This is a genomic window from Microbacterium sp. SZ1, from assembly GCF_002362255.1.
Lineage (GTDB): Bacteria > Actinomycetota > Actinomycetes > Actinomycetales > Microbacteriaceae > Microbacterium.
This window is the reverse complement of sequence record NZ_LPVV01000038.1, coordinates 386,430-401,718: the sequence shown is the minus strand read 5'-3', so window position 1 is coordinate 401,718 and position 15,289 is coordinate 386,430. Positions and strand designations below refer to the sequence as shown.

The 15,289-nt window shown below is 70.1% G+C and carries 15 protein-coding genes; 9 read left to right on the top strand and 6 right to left on the bottom strand.

All coding sequences use genetic code 11. The features are described 5' to 3' along the window. The first annotated feature begins 155 nt into the window (after positions 1 to 155). A complete protein-coding gene (locus AUC47_RS13670) occupies positions 156 to 758 on the top strand; it encodes a TetR/AcrR family transcriptional regulator C-terminal domain-containing protein (RefSeq protein WP_096715705.1) in 603 nt (200 codons plus the stop codon). Here the strand turns inward: AUC47_RS13670 and AUC47_RS13665 are convergent, their stop codons facing one another. Beyond that, the gene (locus AUC47_RS13665; RefSeq protein WP_096715704.1) at positions 759 to 1,622 is read right to left on the bottom strand and encodes a DUF72 domain-containing protein; all 864 of its coding nucleotides are present in this window, start codon (positions 1,620 to 1,622) and stop codon (positions 759 to 761) included. It abuts the gene before it with no gap. 395 nt (positions 1,623 to 2,017) lie between these two features. Between AUC47_RS13665 and AUC47_RS13660 the strand changes: the two genes are divergently transcribed. Beyond that, on the top strand, positions 2,018 to 2,464 hold the full coding sequence (locus AUC47_RS13660; protein WP_096715703.1) for a hypothetical protein: 447 nt from the start codon (positions 2,018 to 2,020) through the stop codon (positions 2,462 to 2,464). 20 nt (positions 2,465 to 2,484) lie between these two features. On the opposite strand, the gene AUC47_RS13655 is transcribed toward AUC47_RS13660, so the two are convergent. From AUC47_RS13655 to AUC47_RS13645, 3 genes are read right to left on the bottom strand one after another with little or no spacing between them, the layout of a single operon-like run. After that, complete coding sequence (locus AUC47_RS13655; RefSeq protein ID WP_096715702.1) at positions 2,485 to 5,949, bottom strand: error-prone DNA polymerase; 3,465 nt, start codon at positions 5,947 to 5,949, stop codon at positions 2,485 to 2,487. After that, entirely contained in the window at positions 5,949 to 7,487 is a 1,539-nt protein-coding gene (locus tag AUC47_RS13650) for a DNA polymerase Y family protein (RefSeq protein ID WP_096715701.1), read from the bottom strand. Before AUC47_RS13650 ends, AUC47_RS13655 begins: the two co-directional genes overlap by 1 nt. After that, entirely contained in the window at positions 7,484 to 8,269 is a 786-nt protein-coding gene (locus AUC47_RS13645) for a hypothetical protein (protein WP_096715700.1), read from the bottom strand. The genes AUC47_RS13650 and AUC47_RS13645 overlap by 4 nt, the downstream gene beginning before the upstream one ends. A 116-nt stretch (positions 8,270 to 8,385) precedes the next feature. On the opposite strand from AUC47_RS13645, the gene AUC47_RS13640 reads away from it, so the two are divergent. The 7 genes from AUC47_RS13640 (at position 8,386) to AUC47_RS13610 (ending at position 13,116) form a co-directional block, all read left to right on the top strand. Next, complete coding sequence (locus AUC47_RS13640) at positions 8,386 to 8,676, top strand: DUF1905 domain-containing protein (RefSeq protein WP_096715699.1); 291 nt, start codon at positions 8,386 to 8,388, stop codon at positions 8,674 to 8,676. 63 nt (positions 8,677 to 8,739) lie between these two features. Continuing rightward, a complete protein-coding gene (locus tag AUC47_RS13635) occupies positions 8,740 to 9,210 on the top strand; it encodes a prepilin peptidase (protein WP_096715698.1) in 471 nt (156 codons plus the stop codon). 35 nt (positions 9,211 to 9,245) lie between these two features. Next, the gene (locus AUC47_RS13630; RefSeq protein WP_096715697.1) at positions 9,246 to 9,461 is read left to right on the top strand and encodes a response regulator; all 216 of its coding nucleotides are present in this window, start codon (positions 9,246 to 9,248) and stop codon (positions 9,459 to 9,461) included. Further along, positions 9,454 to 10,086, top strand: a complete 633-nt coding sequence (locus tag AUC47_RS13625) for a CYTH domain-containing protein (RefSeq protein ID WP_096715696.1) — start codon at positions 9,454 to 9,456, stop codon at positions 10,084 to 10,086. Before AUC47_RS13630 ends, AUC47_RS13625 begins: the two co-directional genes overlap by 8 nt. Before the next feature lie 51 nt (positions 10,087 to 10,137). Then, positions 10,138 to 11,295 (top strand): type III polyketide synthase, encoded by a 1,158-nt coding sequence (locus AUC47_RS13620; protein ID WP_096715695.1) that lies wholly within the window; start codon positions 10,138 to 10,140, stop codon positions 11,293 to 11,295. Then, positions 11,292 to 12,014, top strand: coding sequence for a methyltransferase domain-containing protein (locus AUC47_RS13615; RefSeq protein WP_096715694.1), 723 nt, complete (start codon positions 11,292 to 11,294; stop codon positions 12,012 to 12,014). Before AUC47_RS13620 ends, AUC47_RS13615 begins: the two co-directional genes overlap by 4 nt. Beyond that, positions 12,001 to 13,116 carry an FAD-dependent oxidoreductase gene (locus AUC47_RS13610; protein ID WP_096715693.1) on the top strand — a complete coding sequence of 372 codons (1,116 nt, stop codon included), beginning with the start codon at positions 12,001 to 12,003 and terminating at the stop codon, positions 13,114 to 13,116. The genes AUC47_RS13615 and AUC47_RS13610 overlap by 14 nt, the downstream gene beginning before the upstream one ends. A gap of 57 nt (positions 13,117 to 13,173) precedes the next feature. Here the strand turns inward: AUC47_RS13610 and lpdA are convergent, their stop codons facing one another. Both lpdA and AUC47_RS13600 read right to left on the bottom strand, forming a co-directional pair. Then, entirely contained in the window at positions 13,174 to 14,571 is a 1,398-nt protein-coding gene (lpdA, locus tag AUC47_RS13605) for a dihydrolipoyl dehydrogenase (protein ID WP_096715692.1), read from the bottom strand. A gap of 9 nt (positions 14,572 to 14,580) precedes the next feature. Beyond that, on the bottom strand, positions 14,581 to 15,261 hold the full coding sequence (locus AUC47_RS13600) for a copper resistance CopC family protein (RefSeq protein WP_256999582.1): 681 nt from the start codon (positions 15,259 to 15,261) through the stop codon (positions 14,581 to 14,583). Between the last annotated feature and the right edge of the window lie 28 nt (positions 15,262 to 15,289).

Genomic DNA, 15,289 nt, shown 5'->3' with positions numbered 1-15,289 from the left:
GTCGCTGTGCGGAGGAGTGAGGGCGCGGGCGCCGCGGGTCGGGCGCGATTCGTAAACGAATGGTGTTCGTCAACGAATGGTGTTCACTATTATGCACAGGAGGGATGCCGAGGGGAAGACCTTCATCGGCGTCATGATGACCGAGAGCGAGCGCCATGCCCCGACCGACGACACCGCTGCTGTCGCCCGACATCATCGGAGCGACCGGCTTGGAGCTCTCGCGGGCCGGTGAGCCGTTCGGGGTCAACGCCATCGCGCGCCGGCTCGCGGTGCGCCCCTCCTCCCTCTACAACCACGTCGACGGGATGGACGGGATCGTGGAGCTCATGCGGGGCCGTCTGATCGAGGAGTATCGGGTCGCCCCGAGCGGAGAGGCGTGGGATGAGTTCGTCCTGGAGCTGCTCCGTGCGCAGCGCCGGATGTATGCGGATCACCCGCAGCTCGTGCCCCTGCTGATCGGCAAGACGATCACGCATCCCGCCGTCATCGCCGCCTACGACGACCTCGCCACGGTGCTCGTCGAGGCCGGCTTCCCCGAGGATGAGGTGCTCACGATCATCGCGGTGATCGACGCCTTCGCCATCGGCTTCGGTCTCGATCTCGCCTCGCCGGACGACGTGTGGGCGCCAGGCGGCGAGACCCGCACGCTCGGCAGGATCCTCGACGGGGCGGTCCGTGGCGATGCGCGCTCCGACCGGACGTTCGAGGTCGGGGTGTCGCTGCTCGTCGAGTCGCTGCGGGCACGTCTGCGGCGCTGATCAGCGCGCGAGCGCCCCCACGAGCGTCGCCAGCCCTTCGGCGTCGTGCGGCGCGTGCCCGCGGGCGTCGTTGTCGAAGTACACGTAGACGTCGCGGGGGAGTCCGTCGCTCGCGCCCGATCCGTCGGCCCAGGCGCTGACGACACCGGCCCATTCCGACAGCTCGGCCGCCGTGTACCCGCTGTGATACAGCATCTGCGCGCCGTGCAACCGGACGTACGCGAAGTCGCTCGTGAGGGCGTCGAACCGTGGCCACCGGCCGGCGGTGTCGGCGGCGACGAGGGCGGTGCCGTGCCGCTGCAGGAGTCGAAGCGCCTCCGGATCGGCGAAGGTGTCGGATCTCGGTTCGAGCGCGTAGCGCAGGGGCCGGTCCTCCTCGATCTGCAGCCAGGCGCGGCCGTCGAGTCGCTCGTCGTGCCGCCTCGCGAGATCGAGAGCCTCGCCCGTCGACGGAGGGAGGTTCGAGAGGAACGCCTCGAGGACGTCGGGGTCGTAGGTCTGCCGTTCGGGGAGCTGCCACAGGATCGGTCCGAGCTGGGCGCCGAGGGCGAGGACGCCGGACGCGAAGAAGTTCGCCAACCCCTGCTCGGTATCGCGCAGGCGGAGCATGTGCGTCACGTACCGGGAGCCTTTGACGGCGAAGACGAAGTCCTCCGACACCTCCGACCGCCACCGGCGATAGCTCTCCGGACGCTGCAGCGAGTAGAACGATCCGTTGAGCTCCGCGCTGGAGAAGTGCTGGCCGATGTACTCGAGCTCACGGCGCTGCGCGAGCCCCTTCGGGTAGAAGTCGCCTCGCCAGCTGGCGTACTTCCATCCGGAGACGCCGATGCGGATGCGACCGTTCGGTCGGGCTGCGGTCATGGGTGCACGATCCTCCCTGAGGGATCGACGGTACGGCGCGCGCAGTCCGCGAGGACCGGGGCTTGACGGACGCCGAACAGCACACTACGAGACGGCGGAGCGGGATCGGGACTGGTTGCCCTCTCGAGTCATCCGCCCCAGTTCAGATCGCTCGAGAGGGCCCACCGTCCTACCCGGACGGAGGGGGAGGGCGGCGAAGATCTCGCTGCTCTCATCGGCTGTTCTCCCCATAAGTCAGCCGGTAGCCCCCGCTACTCTGAGCAGAATATCGCTAATCATCCTTGTCCGCCATTTGGGGGACAAAGAAATGTACGAATGTTTCTTCCGGGTTTTGCGTGCGCGGTGGGAATCGCACCCGGGGTTGCCTTCGGCATCCGCACTCCTAGAGTGGACCCATGGACAGAAGGCTCGTGCTGAACGCCCATCTCGCCGTCGCACGGGGACATCGCGTCGACGTCATGGAGGCCGTCGACGCGGAGAGCGGGCGGGCATCGGTGCTGCAGATCGTGGACCTCGACAGCGGCGTCTGCTACGTACGGGACGAGGGCACGCGCGGTGACGTCGTCCGGTGGTCGGGGCGAGTACTCGACTGCACGGTCACGATCGGCGGAGAGACGATCGGCCGGGAGACGATCGACGCTGCGACGATCAGTGCTGCGACGATCGGTGCAGGCTCGCGCACGGTGCTCACGATCGATGTCGATGGAGACGGCGCTGGGGAGACGAACGCCCGGACGGCGCTGCTCGGCGCCGATGCTGCGGTCGAGGCGGCCAAGGCCGAGGCCGACCGCTGGGGCGGGTCAGACGGGGTTCCCGAGCCGGAGACCGACCGCTTCTGGTGACGTGCCCCTGAGGTCTCGACTCAGCGGAAGTCTCGCGAACGGTGCGCGACGCCCGTCCGCAGGTCTTCGAACGCGTCGGCGAGGATGTTGATCACCCCCTCGGGGGATCGCTCCAGGATGCCGCGGATGATGAGCGCCGGCGAATCACGAGCGATCCGCCGGTAGCGCCCCCACACCCCGGTCGAGCAGATGACGTTGACCAGGCCTCTCTCGTCCTCGAGATTCAGGAAAGTGACGCCCGCCGCGGTCGCCGGTCGCTGCCGATGCGTGACGAGCCCCGCGACCTCGACCCGGCGGCCGGTCTCGTGCGATTGGAGGTCATGGGAGGTGAGCACGCCGCGATCGGTCAGCGCCGCGCGGAAGTGCGCCATCGGGTGATCATCGGTGGAGACTCCGGTCGCCCAGAGGTCCGACGACAGCTGCTCGTAGCTCGACTGATCGGCGAACAGCGGCGGCTGCACCGAGACGACGGTGCCGGGCAGGAACCGGGATCGATCCTCGGCCGCCGCTCCTGCGAGCCACATCGCCTCTCGCCGCTGCAGACCCAGCGACTCGAACGCGCCGGCCGTGGCCAGAGTCTCCAGCTGCGCGGCTGTGGCATCGGTCCTCCGCACGAGGTCGTGCAGGTCGCGGTACCGCCCGTGCGCCTCGCGCTCCGCGACGATCCGTTCGGCCAGGGGGAGCCCGATGCCGCGGACGCCGCTGAGGCCGAGCCTGACCGCATACCCGCCGTCACGTCGGTGAGCCGCCGACTCGTCGGGCAGCGTGCGGTCGTAACGAGGGGTGTCCGGCTGGTCGGCCTCTCGGCATGAGTCGAGGCCCGTCGGCATCCGCTCCGTCGTCTCAGAGAGAGGCTCCAGGGAGTCGGTGGCTGCCGACGCGTGCAGATCGGGCCGCCTCACCTCCACGCCATGACGGCGCGCGTCGGCCGTCAGGGTCGCCGGGGAGTAGAAGCCCATGGGCTGTGAGCGCAAGAGACCGGCGAGGAACGCCGCGGGGTAGTGCAGCTTCAACCAGGAGCTGGCGTAGACGAGCAGCGCGAACGAGAGGGAGTGCGACTCCGCGAAGCCGAAGTTCGAGAACGCCTGGATCTGCGCGTAGATCCGGTCGGCCTGGTCCTTCGAGAGGCCACGCCGCGTCATCCCCGCGTAGAGCTTGTCGCGCACCTTCTCGATCTTCTCGAGACCGCGCTTGGAACCCATGGCCCGTCGCAGCAGGTCGGCCTCGTCCGCTGTGCAGTCGCCGATCGCTGTGGCCATCTGGATCAGCTGCTCCTGGAAGATCGGAATGCCGAGGGTCCGCTCCAGGATCGGCTTGAGATCCTCATGCGGGTACGGGACCTCCAGCACCACCGGCTCCTCACCCCTGGCGGCGCGGGCGCGGTTCTCCTCGTCGAGGGCGTCCTTCGCCATCTTCCGGCGGACGAACGGATGCACGGCCCCGCCCTGGATGGGGCCGGGACGGATCAGCGCGATCTGGATCGCCAGGTCATAGAAGCGACGCGGCTGCAGACGGGGGAGCAGACCGATCTGCGCTCGCGACTCCACCTGGAACACGCCGATCGAGTCGGCCCGGCAGAGCATGTCGTAGACGGCCGGCTCCTCCTTCGGCAGCGTCTCCAGCGTCCACTCCTCCCCGGTGGCATCGCGGATCAGGTCGAAGCAGTGCTGCAGGGCGGCGAGCATGCCGAGGCCCAGCAGGTCGAACTTCACCAGTCCCATCCAGGCCGCGTCGTCCTTGTCCCACTGGATGACGGTGCGGTTCTCCATGCGGGCGTGCTCGACGGGGACGACCTCGCCCACCGGTCTCGCCGTGAGCACCATCCCGCCGGAGTGGATGCCGAGGTGCCGGGGAGCCTTCAGCAGCTCGCCCGCGTACTCCAGCACGTTCGCCGGGATGTCGTGCTCGTCGGCGACCTCCAGCCTCGTGCTCCAGCCGTCGACCTGGCGGGACCACGCGTCCTGCTGCCCCACCGAGTGCCCGAGTGCCCTGGCCATGTCGCGCACGGCGTTCTTGGGGCGGTACTGGATGACGTTCGCGACCTGCGCTGCGCGCTCCCGCCCGTACTCGCGGTAGACCCACTGGATGATCTCCTCGCGGCGGTCGGAGTCGAAGTCCACGTCGATGTCCGGTTCCTCCGAGCGGGTGGTCGCGAGGAATCTCTCGAACGGAAGCCGGTAGAGGATGGGGTCGACCGCGGTGATGCCCAGCAGGTAGCAGACCGCGCTCGCCGCAGCCGAGCCGCGGCCCTGGCACAGGATGCCGCGTCGCCGCGCCTCGGCCACGATGCCGTGCACGATGAGGAAGTAGCCGGGGAAGTCCTTCTCCTCGATGACGTCGAGCTCGCGGTGGATCCGCCGACGGCCGTCGTCGTCCAGGCGGGGATACTTCATCGGCACCGCCTCCCACACGAGGTGCCGCAGCCAGGTCATGGGGGTGTGCCCCTCCGGCACCTCCTGCTTCGGGAGAGCTGGGCGCGCGCGTCGCAGCGGGAAGGCCGATGCCGCGGCGATCTCGAGCCCGGAGGTGATCGCCCCGGGGTAGCGGCGGAACCGGGCTGCCATCTCGGCGCCGCTGCGCAGGTGCGCCCCACCGTGCACGGGCAGCCAGCCGTCGAGCTCGTCCATGCTGCGCACCGCTCGCACCGCCGAGACCGCTTCGGCGAGGGCTGCCCTGTCGGGTGTCGCGTAGTGCACGTTGTTCGTCGCGACCACAGGGAGCCGCAGCCGACGGGCCAGGTCGGCGAGCGCGTCGTTACGGCGGGTGTCCAGCGGGTCGCCGTGGTCGAAGAGCTCGACGGCCACGCGGTCCCGACCGAAGAGGTCGATGAGCCGGCGCAACGGGGTCATCGCGTCGCCGGCCTCGAGTCCTCGGCGGACGGCTCCCTTGCGGCATCCGGTGAGCACCGTCCAGTGCCCCTCGGCCGTCGCCGCGAGCTCGTCGATGTCGTAGACCGGCCGTCCTTTCTCGCCGCCTCGGAGGTGCGCTCCCGTCATCGATGCCGACAGACGGTGGTAGCCCTCGAGGCCGTCGGCGAGCACGAGCAGATGATCACCGACCGGATCGGCCGCCCCGCGCTGCGGCCCATCGAGCCCGAGGGAGAGCTCGGCGCCGTACACGGTCTGCACCTCCACCTCCATCAGCTCCGCGACCTCCGCGAAGCGCGCCGCACCGTAGAAGCCGTCGTGGTCGGTGAGTGCCAGCGCCGAGAGGCCGAGCCGTTCGGCCTCGGCGAGGAGGTCTTCCGGTGACGACGCCCCGTCGAGGAAGGAGTACGACGAATGCGCGTGCAGCTCGGCATAGGGCACGGGGTCGGTCGGACGGGTGACCGCTGTCGGCGGATTCCGCTTCTTCCGGGTGCTGACCGGTCCGGGGTCTGGGCGGTCGAGGCGGGGCTCGGGACCGCCGATCGGATACGGCGACTCCTCGCCGCTCAGGGTGCGTTCGAGCTCGCGCCAGGTCTGCGGAGGGTTGTGCCAGCCCATCAGCGATACCGCCCCTCGGCCCACCAGCGGTCGCCGGCGGAGAAGACCAGCCACGCACGATCCTGGCCGTCGACGATCTGCAGCCGGTGCCCCCTCTTGCCGCCCGAGCTCTCCCACCGTCTCTCGTGGATAGGCCAGGGGCCGGCCCAGGCGCGCACCTCGACGCCGTCGATCCGCGCGGGGACCGCGGAGAGCGCTCCTCTCTCATCGATCTGCACCGACTCTCCCTCCGGTGTCTGCACGCCGATGGGTCGAGGAGGACGGAAGACCTCGGCGGGGAGCGGGTCGGGAAGGCTCCCCGGCCAGGGCTGATCGGGGTCGCGCGGCGCGACGGATCGCTCACCCCACGGGGTCAGCACCTGCCGGTCGGCGAGCCAGCGACCGCCCGAGAGCGCAGCCGTCACGACGCCCTGATGGCCCAGCATCGTCTGCACACGCGAGACGGCGTGGTGGAGGCGCTCATCTGTGCCGGAGCCGAAGAGGCCCGGCTGGTGATGGGCGGCGTCGTCGACGGCCGTCGGCACGATGCGCACCATCGCGATGCCGCCGAAGGCCCGCGCCTCGTCGACCGGCTCCTTCGCCGACTCGCCAGCCAGCGCCTCGAGCTGCCAGCGCACGCGGTCGACGAGATCCGCCGCGTCGAAGCAGGTCGGATGCAGCCAGGTGCGGGAGTACACGCGACCGTCGTCGTCGGTGAGGTCGATGCGCACCTCCGTGCAGACCACCGAGGCGTCGGCCAGGGCGAGCATCACCGCATCCGAGGTCTGCCGCACCGCGAAGGCCACCTGGTCGGCACCCGCCAGCGGGGTCTCGAACTCGATGGAGCGCACGAGCTCCGGGTCGGGCGGTCGGGGCACGACCGCCCGGGAGTCGGCGCCGGCCGCGAGGGCGTGCAGTCGTGCTCCGCGCTCGCCGAAGCGGTCGCGCACCTCGATCGCGTCGAGCCGAGCGAACTCGCCGAGGGTGCGCACTCCGAGGCGGGTGAGCAGCCCGGTGAGCTGCTCGTCGCGCAGCACCCCGACGGGGAGCGGATGCAGGAACTCCTCGGCACGCCCGGAGGGGACGACCGTGCAGGGCCCGGAACCGCGGGCGGCGAGTTCGGCGGTGAAGGGGCCGTCGGCGATCCCCACGCGCACCTCGGGATACCCCGCCTCGGCGAGGATGCGGATCAGAGCGTGACCGGCTTCCGGTTCGCCGTCGTGATAGCGGGAGATGCCCCGTGCCCGCAGCGCGGCGAGGCCGGGGCGCAGCAGGGCGGCACCCGGCGCGTGCTTCTCGATGAGCTGCAGCACGGGCAGGAACGCACGCTCGTCCCGCGCCGGGTCGTGCGGGAGCACCCGCAGCGACGAGATGTGCCCCTGCGCGACGCGGCGGCGCTGGCCTGCGCGCACGCCGTGCTCTCGCGCCGACGCCGTGCAGGCGACCACCGTGTTGGCATGAACGATCGCGGTGGGCGGATGCGGCGGCGCTCCGCCCAGGGCCGCCCGGAGCGGCCAGTCGGGGAACCAGAGGACCAGGACGCGGAGGGGAGCGGTCATCCGGCCACCGCCAGCGGGTACTCGGGCGGGCTCGCGTCGCCCTCACGCAGGGTCGGCAGCGCGGTCAGCTCGGTGATTGTCTCCGCGGCAGCCTGCTCGGCGATCGCCTCGACGGCACCGTGGCTGCCCGGGAGTCGCACCCGCACGCTCGCACCCGTCGGGGTGTGCCTGGTGCGTGCGGTCACGGTCGCCGTCGATCCCTCGATCAGTCCCCAGCCCTCGCCGATGCCCTCCCACTGCTGGTCGTGCAGGCGGATGGCCCCCTCGCTCTGCGGCCACGCTCCGAAATGCTCGGACTCGGTGACCAGCAGCGTGCTGCCGCGGTCGCGCAGCCGGGCGCTCAGACGGGAGACATCGGCATCGCGCACCCGTCCTCCCGGCTGCACGGCGATGAGGGGCACGACCTCGGCGAGAGCGGAGGTGGCGGCGAGCCAGCGGTCTCCTGGGTCGGGGACGAGGATCAGCCGGGGCAGCTCGATCCCGAACGCCGAAGCGGCCTCGACGCCCAGCGTCGGCATGCCGACCACGGCGCACCAGAGACCGCGTCGGGAGGAAGCGCTGAGCAGAGCGAGCACGAGGCTGGGGGAAGGAGACACCGTGTACGCGGCACCCGCCTGCAGACCCTGATCGGGGAGCAGCGGGGCGAGGGCCTCGTCGATCGGGAGCAGGGGGAGGTCGCTGCGGCGACGCTGCATGCGGCTGATCTCCCGGCGCAGCCGGAGCACCTCCCCGGCGCGGGCGTCGCCCGCCGGGGAGATCGTCGACACCGCATCGAACCCCATGCATCCATCCTCGAAGCTATGTACGAATAAATCAACTGGATCAGATGACGCTAGTTCGAACCTCCGACATCCCTTCGCGAACGGTCATGTCGGAGACTCCGGCTACGCTGTGGCCCATGCAGATCGAGTTCGAGAGCGCTGTCACCCGCTGGGAGAAGCGCGTCGACGACTGGTTCTTCGCCACCATGCCGGAGGAGATCTCACTCGAGATCCGAGAGCTTCCCGCCCCGCAGCGTGGATTCGGATCCCTGCGAGTACGGGCGCGCATCGGCTCGTCCCTCTGGAGCACCTCCATCTTCTTCGACGGGGTCGCATTCGTGCTCCCGCTCAAGAAGGCGATCCGCGACGCGCAGGGCATCACCGAGGGAGACGTGGTGCTCGTCGACCTCGACATCATCGACCTCTGACCAGGCGGCGGGTTATCCACACCCGGCGGCGCACGGCATCCGGGCATTCCCTAGCCTTCCCGGATGGATCCGCGTCCCGTGCTCATCGTCCTCGTGCATCTCGGCCTCGTCGTCGTCGCCGCCCGGCTCGTCGTGATCGACCTCCGCGCCCACCGACTGCCCGATCGCATCGTGCTCCCGACCCTCGGCGCGCTGCTCCTCCTCGCCGTCGTCGACGCCGCGCTCACTCGCGACGCGGCATCGCTGATCAGGGGCGGGTTGGGGCTCCTGATCCTGGGCGGCTTCTACGCGCTGCTGCGCCTGATCAGCCGCGACGGCATGGGCGGGGGAGACGTGAAGCTCGCCGCCGCGATCGGCCTGGTGCTCGGCTGGCACGGCTGGCAGGAGCTCGTCGTCGGCGCGGCGGCCGCCTTCGTGCTCGGGGCCCTCTTCGCCGGCGCACTGATGCTCCTCCGTCGAGCGGACGGAGCCACCCGCATCGCCTTCGGGCCGTGGATGATCGCCGGAGCGGTGCTCGGTCTCGCCGTGGGCTGAGAACGGAACCGAGGCGACGGGACTAGGGTGAGGGCATGGCACTCGCACGACTTCACGGAGGCCCGCTCGACGGGCAGATCATCCCTCTCGACGGCGACGCGGACGACAAGCTGATCGTCCCCTACAGCGAGACGCAGGTGGTGTACAACCGTCGCGGAGACGCGCAGAACACCGGCGACTCCGACGGCCCCACCGAACTGGACTACTGGTACGACGAGTCCCTCGAGGAAATCAACCCAGCGGATGACTGACGCGCACGACCCCGCCGAGCCGTCGCGCGTCGTCGAGGTCGAGCGCAAGTACGACGTCGATGCGGGAACACCGCTGCCGGACTGGCACGGCCTCCCCGGTGTCGACGCGGTGTCGGAGGGCGAGGTGCGCGAGCTCGACGCCCGCTACCTGGACACCGCGGATGCCTCGTTGTCGCGCTCCGGTGTGGCGCTCCGCCGCCGCACCGGCGGCCCCGACGCCGGCTGGCACATCAAGGGTCCTCGCGAGGGCGATGGGCGCCTCGAGATGGGGTGGCCGCTCGGAGACGACGACTCCGTCCCGCAGGCGATCCTCGACACGCTCGCGCGCTGGACCAGCGACGAGCTGTCGCCGCTCGCACGCATCGAGAACCGTCGCACCGCCTACCTGCTCTCCGGGCCGCGCGGCGTGATCGCCGAGTTCGTCGACGACCACGTCAGAGCCACGGATCTGCGTCAGCACGTGCAGCGCGAATGGCGCGAGTGGGAGCTCGAACTCGGGCCCGCGGCCCCGACCGAGGCCGCCGCCCGCGAAGCCTTCTTCGCGGCAGCCGAAGAGGCGATCTCCGCCGCGGGCGCGCGCGCAGCGGCATCGGACTCGAAGCTCGCCAGAGCACTCGGGTTCTGAGAGAGCGCAACCCCCTTCCAGCGCCGGGGCGGCTCATGCTTGAGTGACAGCATGAGCCGTCCCGCTGTACTCCGATCGCTGCACACGATCGTCCCCGCCACCGTCCTCCATCAGAACGAGGTGCGCGACGTGTTCGCGTCACAACCCGACGTCGGCCGTCTGGGCCAGCGTCTCATCGGAGCATCGTTCAACGGGTCGGGCATCGACACGCGCCACACGGTCATCGACGAGCTCTCGCTCACCACCCACGCCGATGATCCGACGTTCTTCGATCGCGAATCGGGCAGGCTCCTCGCGCCGGGCACCAAAGCCCGCAACGAGTTCTACGTGGAGCAGGCGACCCCGCTCTTCATCGCGGCGGCGCGGGGTGCGCTCGATGCGGACCCCGACGTGCAGGCCGCAGACGTGACCCACGTGATCACGGTCTCCTGCACGGGCTTCCACGCTCCGGGGCCGGAGTACGAGATCGTCCGGGCGCTGGGGCTGCGCGACAGCGTGCAGCGCTTCCACCTGGGCTTCATGGGATGCTACGCCGCGATGCCCGCGCTGAAGGCGGCGAGCCAGTTCTGCGCGGCGGACCCGGAGGCCGTGGTGCTGGTGGTCAGCGTCGAGCTGTGCACCCTGCACCTGAGGTCCTCGGACGACCCCGATCTCATCGTCGCGTGCTCGCTCTTCGCCGACGGCGCAGCCGCCGGCATCGTGACGGCTCGCGATCTTCCTGCGGGGGAGCGCGGCGTGGTGCTCGACGGCTTCCACACCGCGATCGCCGAAGAGGGCGAGAAGGACATGGCGTGGACCATCGGCGACAGCGGCTTCGAGATGATCCTGTCGACGGCCGTGCCGCAGATCATCGGCGAGACGATCATCGGCGCCATCCGCCCCCTCTACGCCCGAGACGAGGACCTGGCCGAGGCCTTCGACCAGGGGCGCGTCGGCGATCGGGTCGAGCACTGGGCCATACATCCCGGCGGTCGCAGCATCCTCGACCGCATCCAGGACCGGTTGCATCTGAGCGACGAGCAGATGATGCCGGCGCGCGAGACGCTGCGCGAGAAAGGCAACATGTCGAGCGCGACCATCCTCTTCGTGATCAAGCGGATCCTCGACGAGGGGGCGCGGAACGGGTCGCGCGTGGCGGCGATGGCCTTCGGCCCTGGGCTCACCGCCGAGAGCGCGCTGATGACCGTCGTCGCGCCTGACGCCGCATGAGGCACGACCTCTCCGTCCGCGACGAGCGGGTGCGCGAGCTCATGGACGAGACGGACGCCGATCTCGAGATGCTGGAGCGCACCTACGAGCGGTTCGGACTGGTGAACGCACTCGTCTCCCGCCCGGGACTGCTCTACCGCAGAGACGTCCGTCCGCGGGCGCGGCGCGGACCCGTGCGCGTCCTCGACATCGGCGCCGGGGGTGCCGATGCGTGCCGTCTGCTCGCGGCCCGTCTGCGCCGCGACGGGCTCACCGGCTCGATCACGGCACTCGATGCGGATGCGCGGGCGATCGACTGGGCGGCCCGGCACGACGACGGCGCAGGCATCGAGTACCGTCACGCCCTGTCGTCCGATCTCGTCGCCGAAGGAGTGACGTTCGATGTGATCTTCTCCAACCACGTGCTGCATCACCTCGACGACGGCGAGCTGCTTGGCATCCTCGACGACTCCCAGCGTCTCCTCGCGCCGGGCGGAATCGCCGTGCACCGAGACATCGCGCGCAGCTCGACGGCCTACGCGCTTTTCGCTTCGGTGACCTGGCCGTTTGCCGGCAGTCTCTTCCGTGGTTCATTCATCCGCGAGGACGGCCTGATCAGCATCCGTCGCTCGTACACGCCACGAGAGCTCGCCACCGTCGTTCCGGACGGATGGCGAGTGGTCGCAGGGCTCCCGGCCCGGCTCGAGGCGAGGTGGGAGGCGGTCGATGCCCGCCCATGAGGTGATGGTCGTCGGAGGCGGCCCGGTCGGCCTCCTCTTCGCCACTTTGCTCGTTCAGCAGGGCGTGGATGCCGTGGTCTTCGAGCGACGAGGCGCGGCGGACACGAGGACGAGGGCGATCGGCATCCACCCGCCCGGTCTCGACGCTCTCGATGCCGCGGGGGTCGGCGCAGCCGTGCGATCTGAGGCTCTGGTGCTCGACGGTGGTGAGGTGCGCAGCCGACGCCGTCTGCTCGCCGCCGTGAGCTTCGATGCTGAGCGGCCCGTGCACGTCCTCGCCCAGCCGCGCACGGACGCCCTGCTGCGGGCGCGACTGCGAGAGCTCTCTCCCGAGGCGCTGCGGACCGGTCGCGCGGTGAGGTCGCTGCGCGACGACGGTCGCGAAGTGACCGCGCAGGTCGAGGGAGCCGAGGGCGCTTTCGAGGTCTCGGCGGCGGTGGCTGTCGTGGCCGACGGCGTGCACAGCGGACTCCGTCGGGCGCTGGGAGCGGGCTGGCGACGGAGGCCCGGATCGGCACCGTATGCGATGCTCGATGCGGATGACCCCGAACCGGATCGCGTGGCCGTGCTGCACTGCGAGCCGGAGGGACTCGTGGAGTCGTTCCCCCTGCCCGGAGGGCGTCGTCGGTGGGTGCTTCGTCAAGGGCGCCCTGCGGCGATCGATGCAGAGGACTTCCGTGCTCGGATCATGCAGCGCACCGGCATCCGCCCACCCATCGACCCGGCGGCGCAGCCTGCGCGGTTCCTGGCGTCGCAGCATGTCGTCGAGCGGTTCGCACACGGCCGGATCGCTCTGCTGGGCGATGCGGCCCGCGAGATCAGCCCCATCGGAGGGCAGGGGATGAACCTCGGCTGGTCGGATGCCGTCACGCTGGCCGACATCGTCGGCCGCGCTCCTCGGCGTCGTTTCGATCTCGAGCCCTATGCGCGCGCCGCCCGGCGGTCGGCGGTGCGCGCACAGCGCCGGTCGGCCTTCTACATGTCGATGGGCGCTCCGGCCACGGGCACGCGTCTCGTCGCCCGGGAGGCGCTGATGTCGGCGCTCGGCGCACGTCCGATGCGAGGATGGACGGCGGGGCTGATCACCATGCGCGGTCTGTGACCGGACGCACGAAGGCCCGACTCCGCATGAGCGGGCCGGGCCTTCGAGACGTCGGGATCAGAAGTTGATCATGTGACCCGCGAGACCGTGGAAGCCCTCCTGCAGAGCCTCGGACAGCGTCGGGTGGGTGTGCACGTTGCGGGCGAGTTCGAGCGCGGTGAGGTCCCACTTCTGCGCGAGGGTGAGCTCGGGCAGAAGCTCCGAGACGTCGGGGCCGATCATGTGCGCGCCGATGAGCTCGAGGTGCTCCGCGTCGGCGATCAGCTTGACGAAGCCCACGGGCTCGCCGAGGCCGTGCGCCTTGCCGTTCGCCATGAAGGGGAAGGTGGCGACCTTGATCTCGCGACCCTCGTCCTTGGCCTGCTGCTCGGTGAGACCGAACGACGCGACCTGCGGCGAGCAGAACGTCGCGCGCGGCATCATGCGGTAGTCGCCGAGCGTCTGGGTCTCGGCCTTGCCGATGGTCTCGGCCGCGACCACGCCCTGCGCCTCTGCCACGTGGGCGAGCTGCAGCTTCATCGTCACGTCGCCGATGGCGTAGATGCCCTCGACGTTGGTGCGCATGTGGTCGTCGATGTCGATGGCGCCGCGCTCGGTGAGCGTGACGCCGGTCTTCTCGAGTCCGAAGCCCTCGACATTCGGAGCGAATCCGACCGACATGAGCACCTTGTCGGCCTCGATCGACGACTGCTGGCCGTCCTTGCCCGTGTACGAGACGGTGACGGACGAGCCGTTGTCGACGACGCTCTCGACCTTGGTGGAGGTGAGGATGTCGACGCCGTAGTTCTTGTACTGCTTCGTGATCTCCTTCGACACGTCGGCGTCCTCGTTGGGGAGCGCGCGGTCGAGGAACTCGATGATGGTCACCTTCACGCCGTAGTTCGTCATGACGTAGGCGAACTCCATGCCGATGGCGCCGGCGCCGACGATGACGATCGACTTCGGGAGCTCGCGACTGAGGATCTGCTCCTCGTAGGTCACGACGTTGTCGCTGAGCTGCACGCCGGGGAGCAGACGGACCTTCGAGCCGGTGGCGATGATCACGTTGTCGAACGTGACCTCTTCGGTCGTGCCGTCGGACTTGGCGACCGAGATGGCCTTCGGGCCGGTGAAGGTGCCGCGACCGTCGTACTCGGTGACCTTGTTCTTCTTCATGAGGAAGTGGATGCCCTTGACGCGGCCGTCCGCGACGACGCGGCTGCGGTCGAACGCCTTGCCGTAGTCGATCGTGAACTCGCCCGAGATGCCGAAGAAGTCGGCCTTGTGGTTCAGGGTGTGCGCGAGTTCCGCGTTCTTGAGAAGGGCCTTGGAGGGGATGCAGCCGACGTTGAGGCAGACACCGCCCCAGTACTTCTCTTCGATGATGGCCGTGGAGAGGCCGAGCTGTGCGCTGCGGACGGCGGCGACGTATCCACCAGGACCGGCACCGAGGATGACGACATCGTAGTGAGGCATGGATCCAGCCTATCGCTCCGCCGGGCCGTCGGAACCGGGATCGGAGGGGTCCGCGACGGCGGTCTCGGAGTCGCGGGCGCGGCCCTTCAGGGCGACGGCGATGACACCCGCGACGGCGGCGGCGAGCACGCCGGCGATCGCGAGGAGCCAGATCCACGTCGTGGCCGATGACCCGTCCTCCGGGGACTCCGACGGCTGCGGCGTCGGAGTCGCAGCCGGAGCGGCGGTCGCCTCCGCGGACGGCGTCGCCTCGGCGGTCGCGCTCGGGTCTGGAGTCGGGGCGGTGACCGTGCTGTTCGCGACCGTGAAGTCGAACTCGCCGGAGGTGGGGTGGCCGTCGCTCGAGACGATCTTCCAGATCACGTGGTAGCCGCCCGCCGTCGCCTCGGCGGCCAGCGGCTGGGTGACGATCGCGCCGTCCACGCTCGCGGGTCCGTCGGTGACCGACGCGCCCGAGGCGTCGGTGACGACCACCTCCGTCGCACCCTCGCCGTCGATGAGCTTCGCGCTGAAGGTCAGTGTCAGCGCGGCCGGGAGGGTCTCGACGGTGCTGTCGGCCTCCGGGGAGGATGCGATCAGGCTGTCGTGGGCGGATGCCGACATCGGGGCGACCAGGATGAGGAATGCCGTCAGCAGCGCGGCGGCCAGGGCGACGGGGACGAGGGGACGGCGGCGGGCGACGGTTTTCACGCTCCCAGCCTAGGAGCGTCCGATATAC

Coding starts and splice junctions, on each gene's coding strand:
- AUC47_RS13625 (WP_096715696.1), top strand. CDS start 9,454: ATGACTGACGCGCACGACCCCGCCGAGCCGTCGCGCGTCGTCGAGGTC.
- AUC47_RS13650 (WP_096715701.1), bottom strand. CDS start 7,487: ATGACCGCTCCCCTCCGCGTCCTGGTCCTCTGGTTCCCCGACTGGCCG.
- AUC47_RS13620 (WP_096715695.1), top strand. CDS start 10,138: ATGAGCCGTCCCGCTGTACTCCGATCGCTGCACACGATCGTCCCCGCC.
- AUC47_RS13670 (WP_096715705.1), top strand. CDS start 156: ATGCCCCGACCGACGACACCGCTGCTGTCGCCCGACATCATCGGAGCG.
- AUC47_RS13655 (WP_096715702.1), bottom strand. CDS start 5,949: ATGGGCTGGCACAACCCTCCGCAGACCTGGCGCGAGCTCGAACGCACC.
- AUC47_RS13665 (WP_096715704.1), bottom strand. CDS start 1,622: ATGACCGCAGCCCGACCGAACGGTCGCATCCGCATCGGCGTCTCCGGA.
- AUC47_RS13630 (WP_096715697.1), top strand. CDS start 9,246: ATGGCACTCGCACGACTTCACGGAGGCCCGCTCGACGGGCAGATCATC.
- AUC47_RS13615 (WP_096715694.1), top strand. CDS start 11,292: ATGAGGCACGACCTCTCCGTCCGCGACGAGCGGGTGCGCGAGCTCATG.
- AUC47_RS13660 (WP_096715703.1), top strand. CDS start 2,018: ATGGACAGAAGGCTCGTGCTGAACGCCCATCTCGCCGTCGCACGGGGA.
- AUC47_RS13645 (WP_096715700.1), bottom strand. CDS start 8,269: ATGGGGTTCGATGCGGTGTCGACGATCTCCCCGGCGGGCGACGCCCGC.
- lpdA (WP_096715692.1), bottom strand. CDS start 14,571: ATGCCTCACTACGATGTCGTCATCCTCGGTGCCGGTCCTGGTGGATAC.
- AUC47_RS13635 (WP_096715698.1), top strand. CDS start 8,740: ATGGATCCGCGTCCCGTGCTCATCGTCCTCGTGCATCTCGGCCTCGTC.
- AUC47_RS13640 (WP_096715699.1), top strand. CDS start 8,386: ATGCAGATCGAGTTCGAGAGCGCTGTCACCCGCTGGGAGAAGCGCGTC.
- AUC47_RS13610 (WP_096715693.1), top strand. CDS start 12,001: ATGCCCGCCCATGAGGTGATGGTCGTCGGAGGCGGCCCGGTCGGCCTC.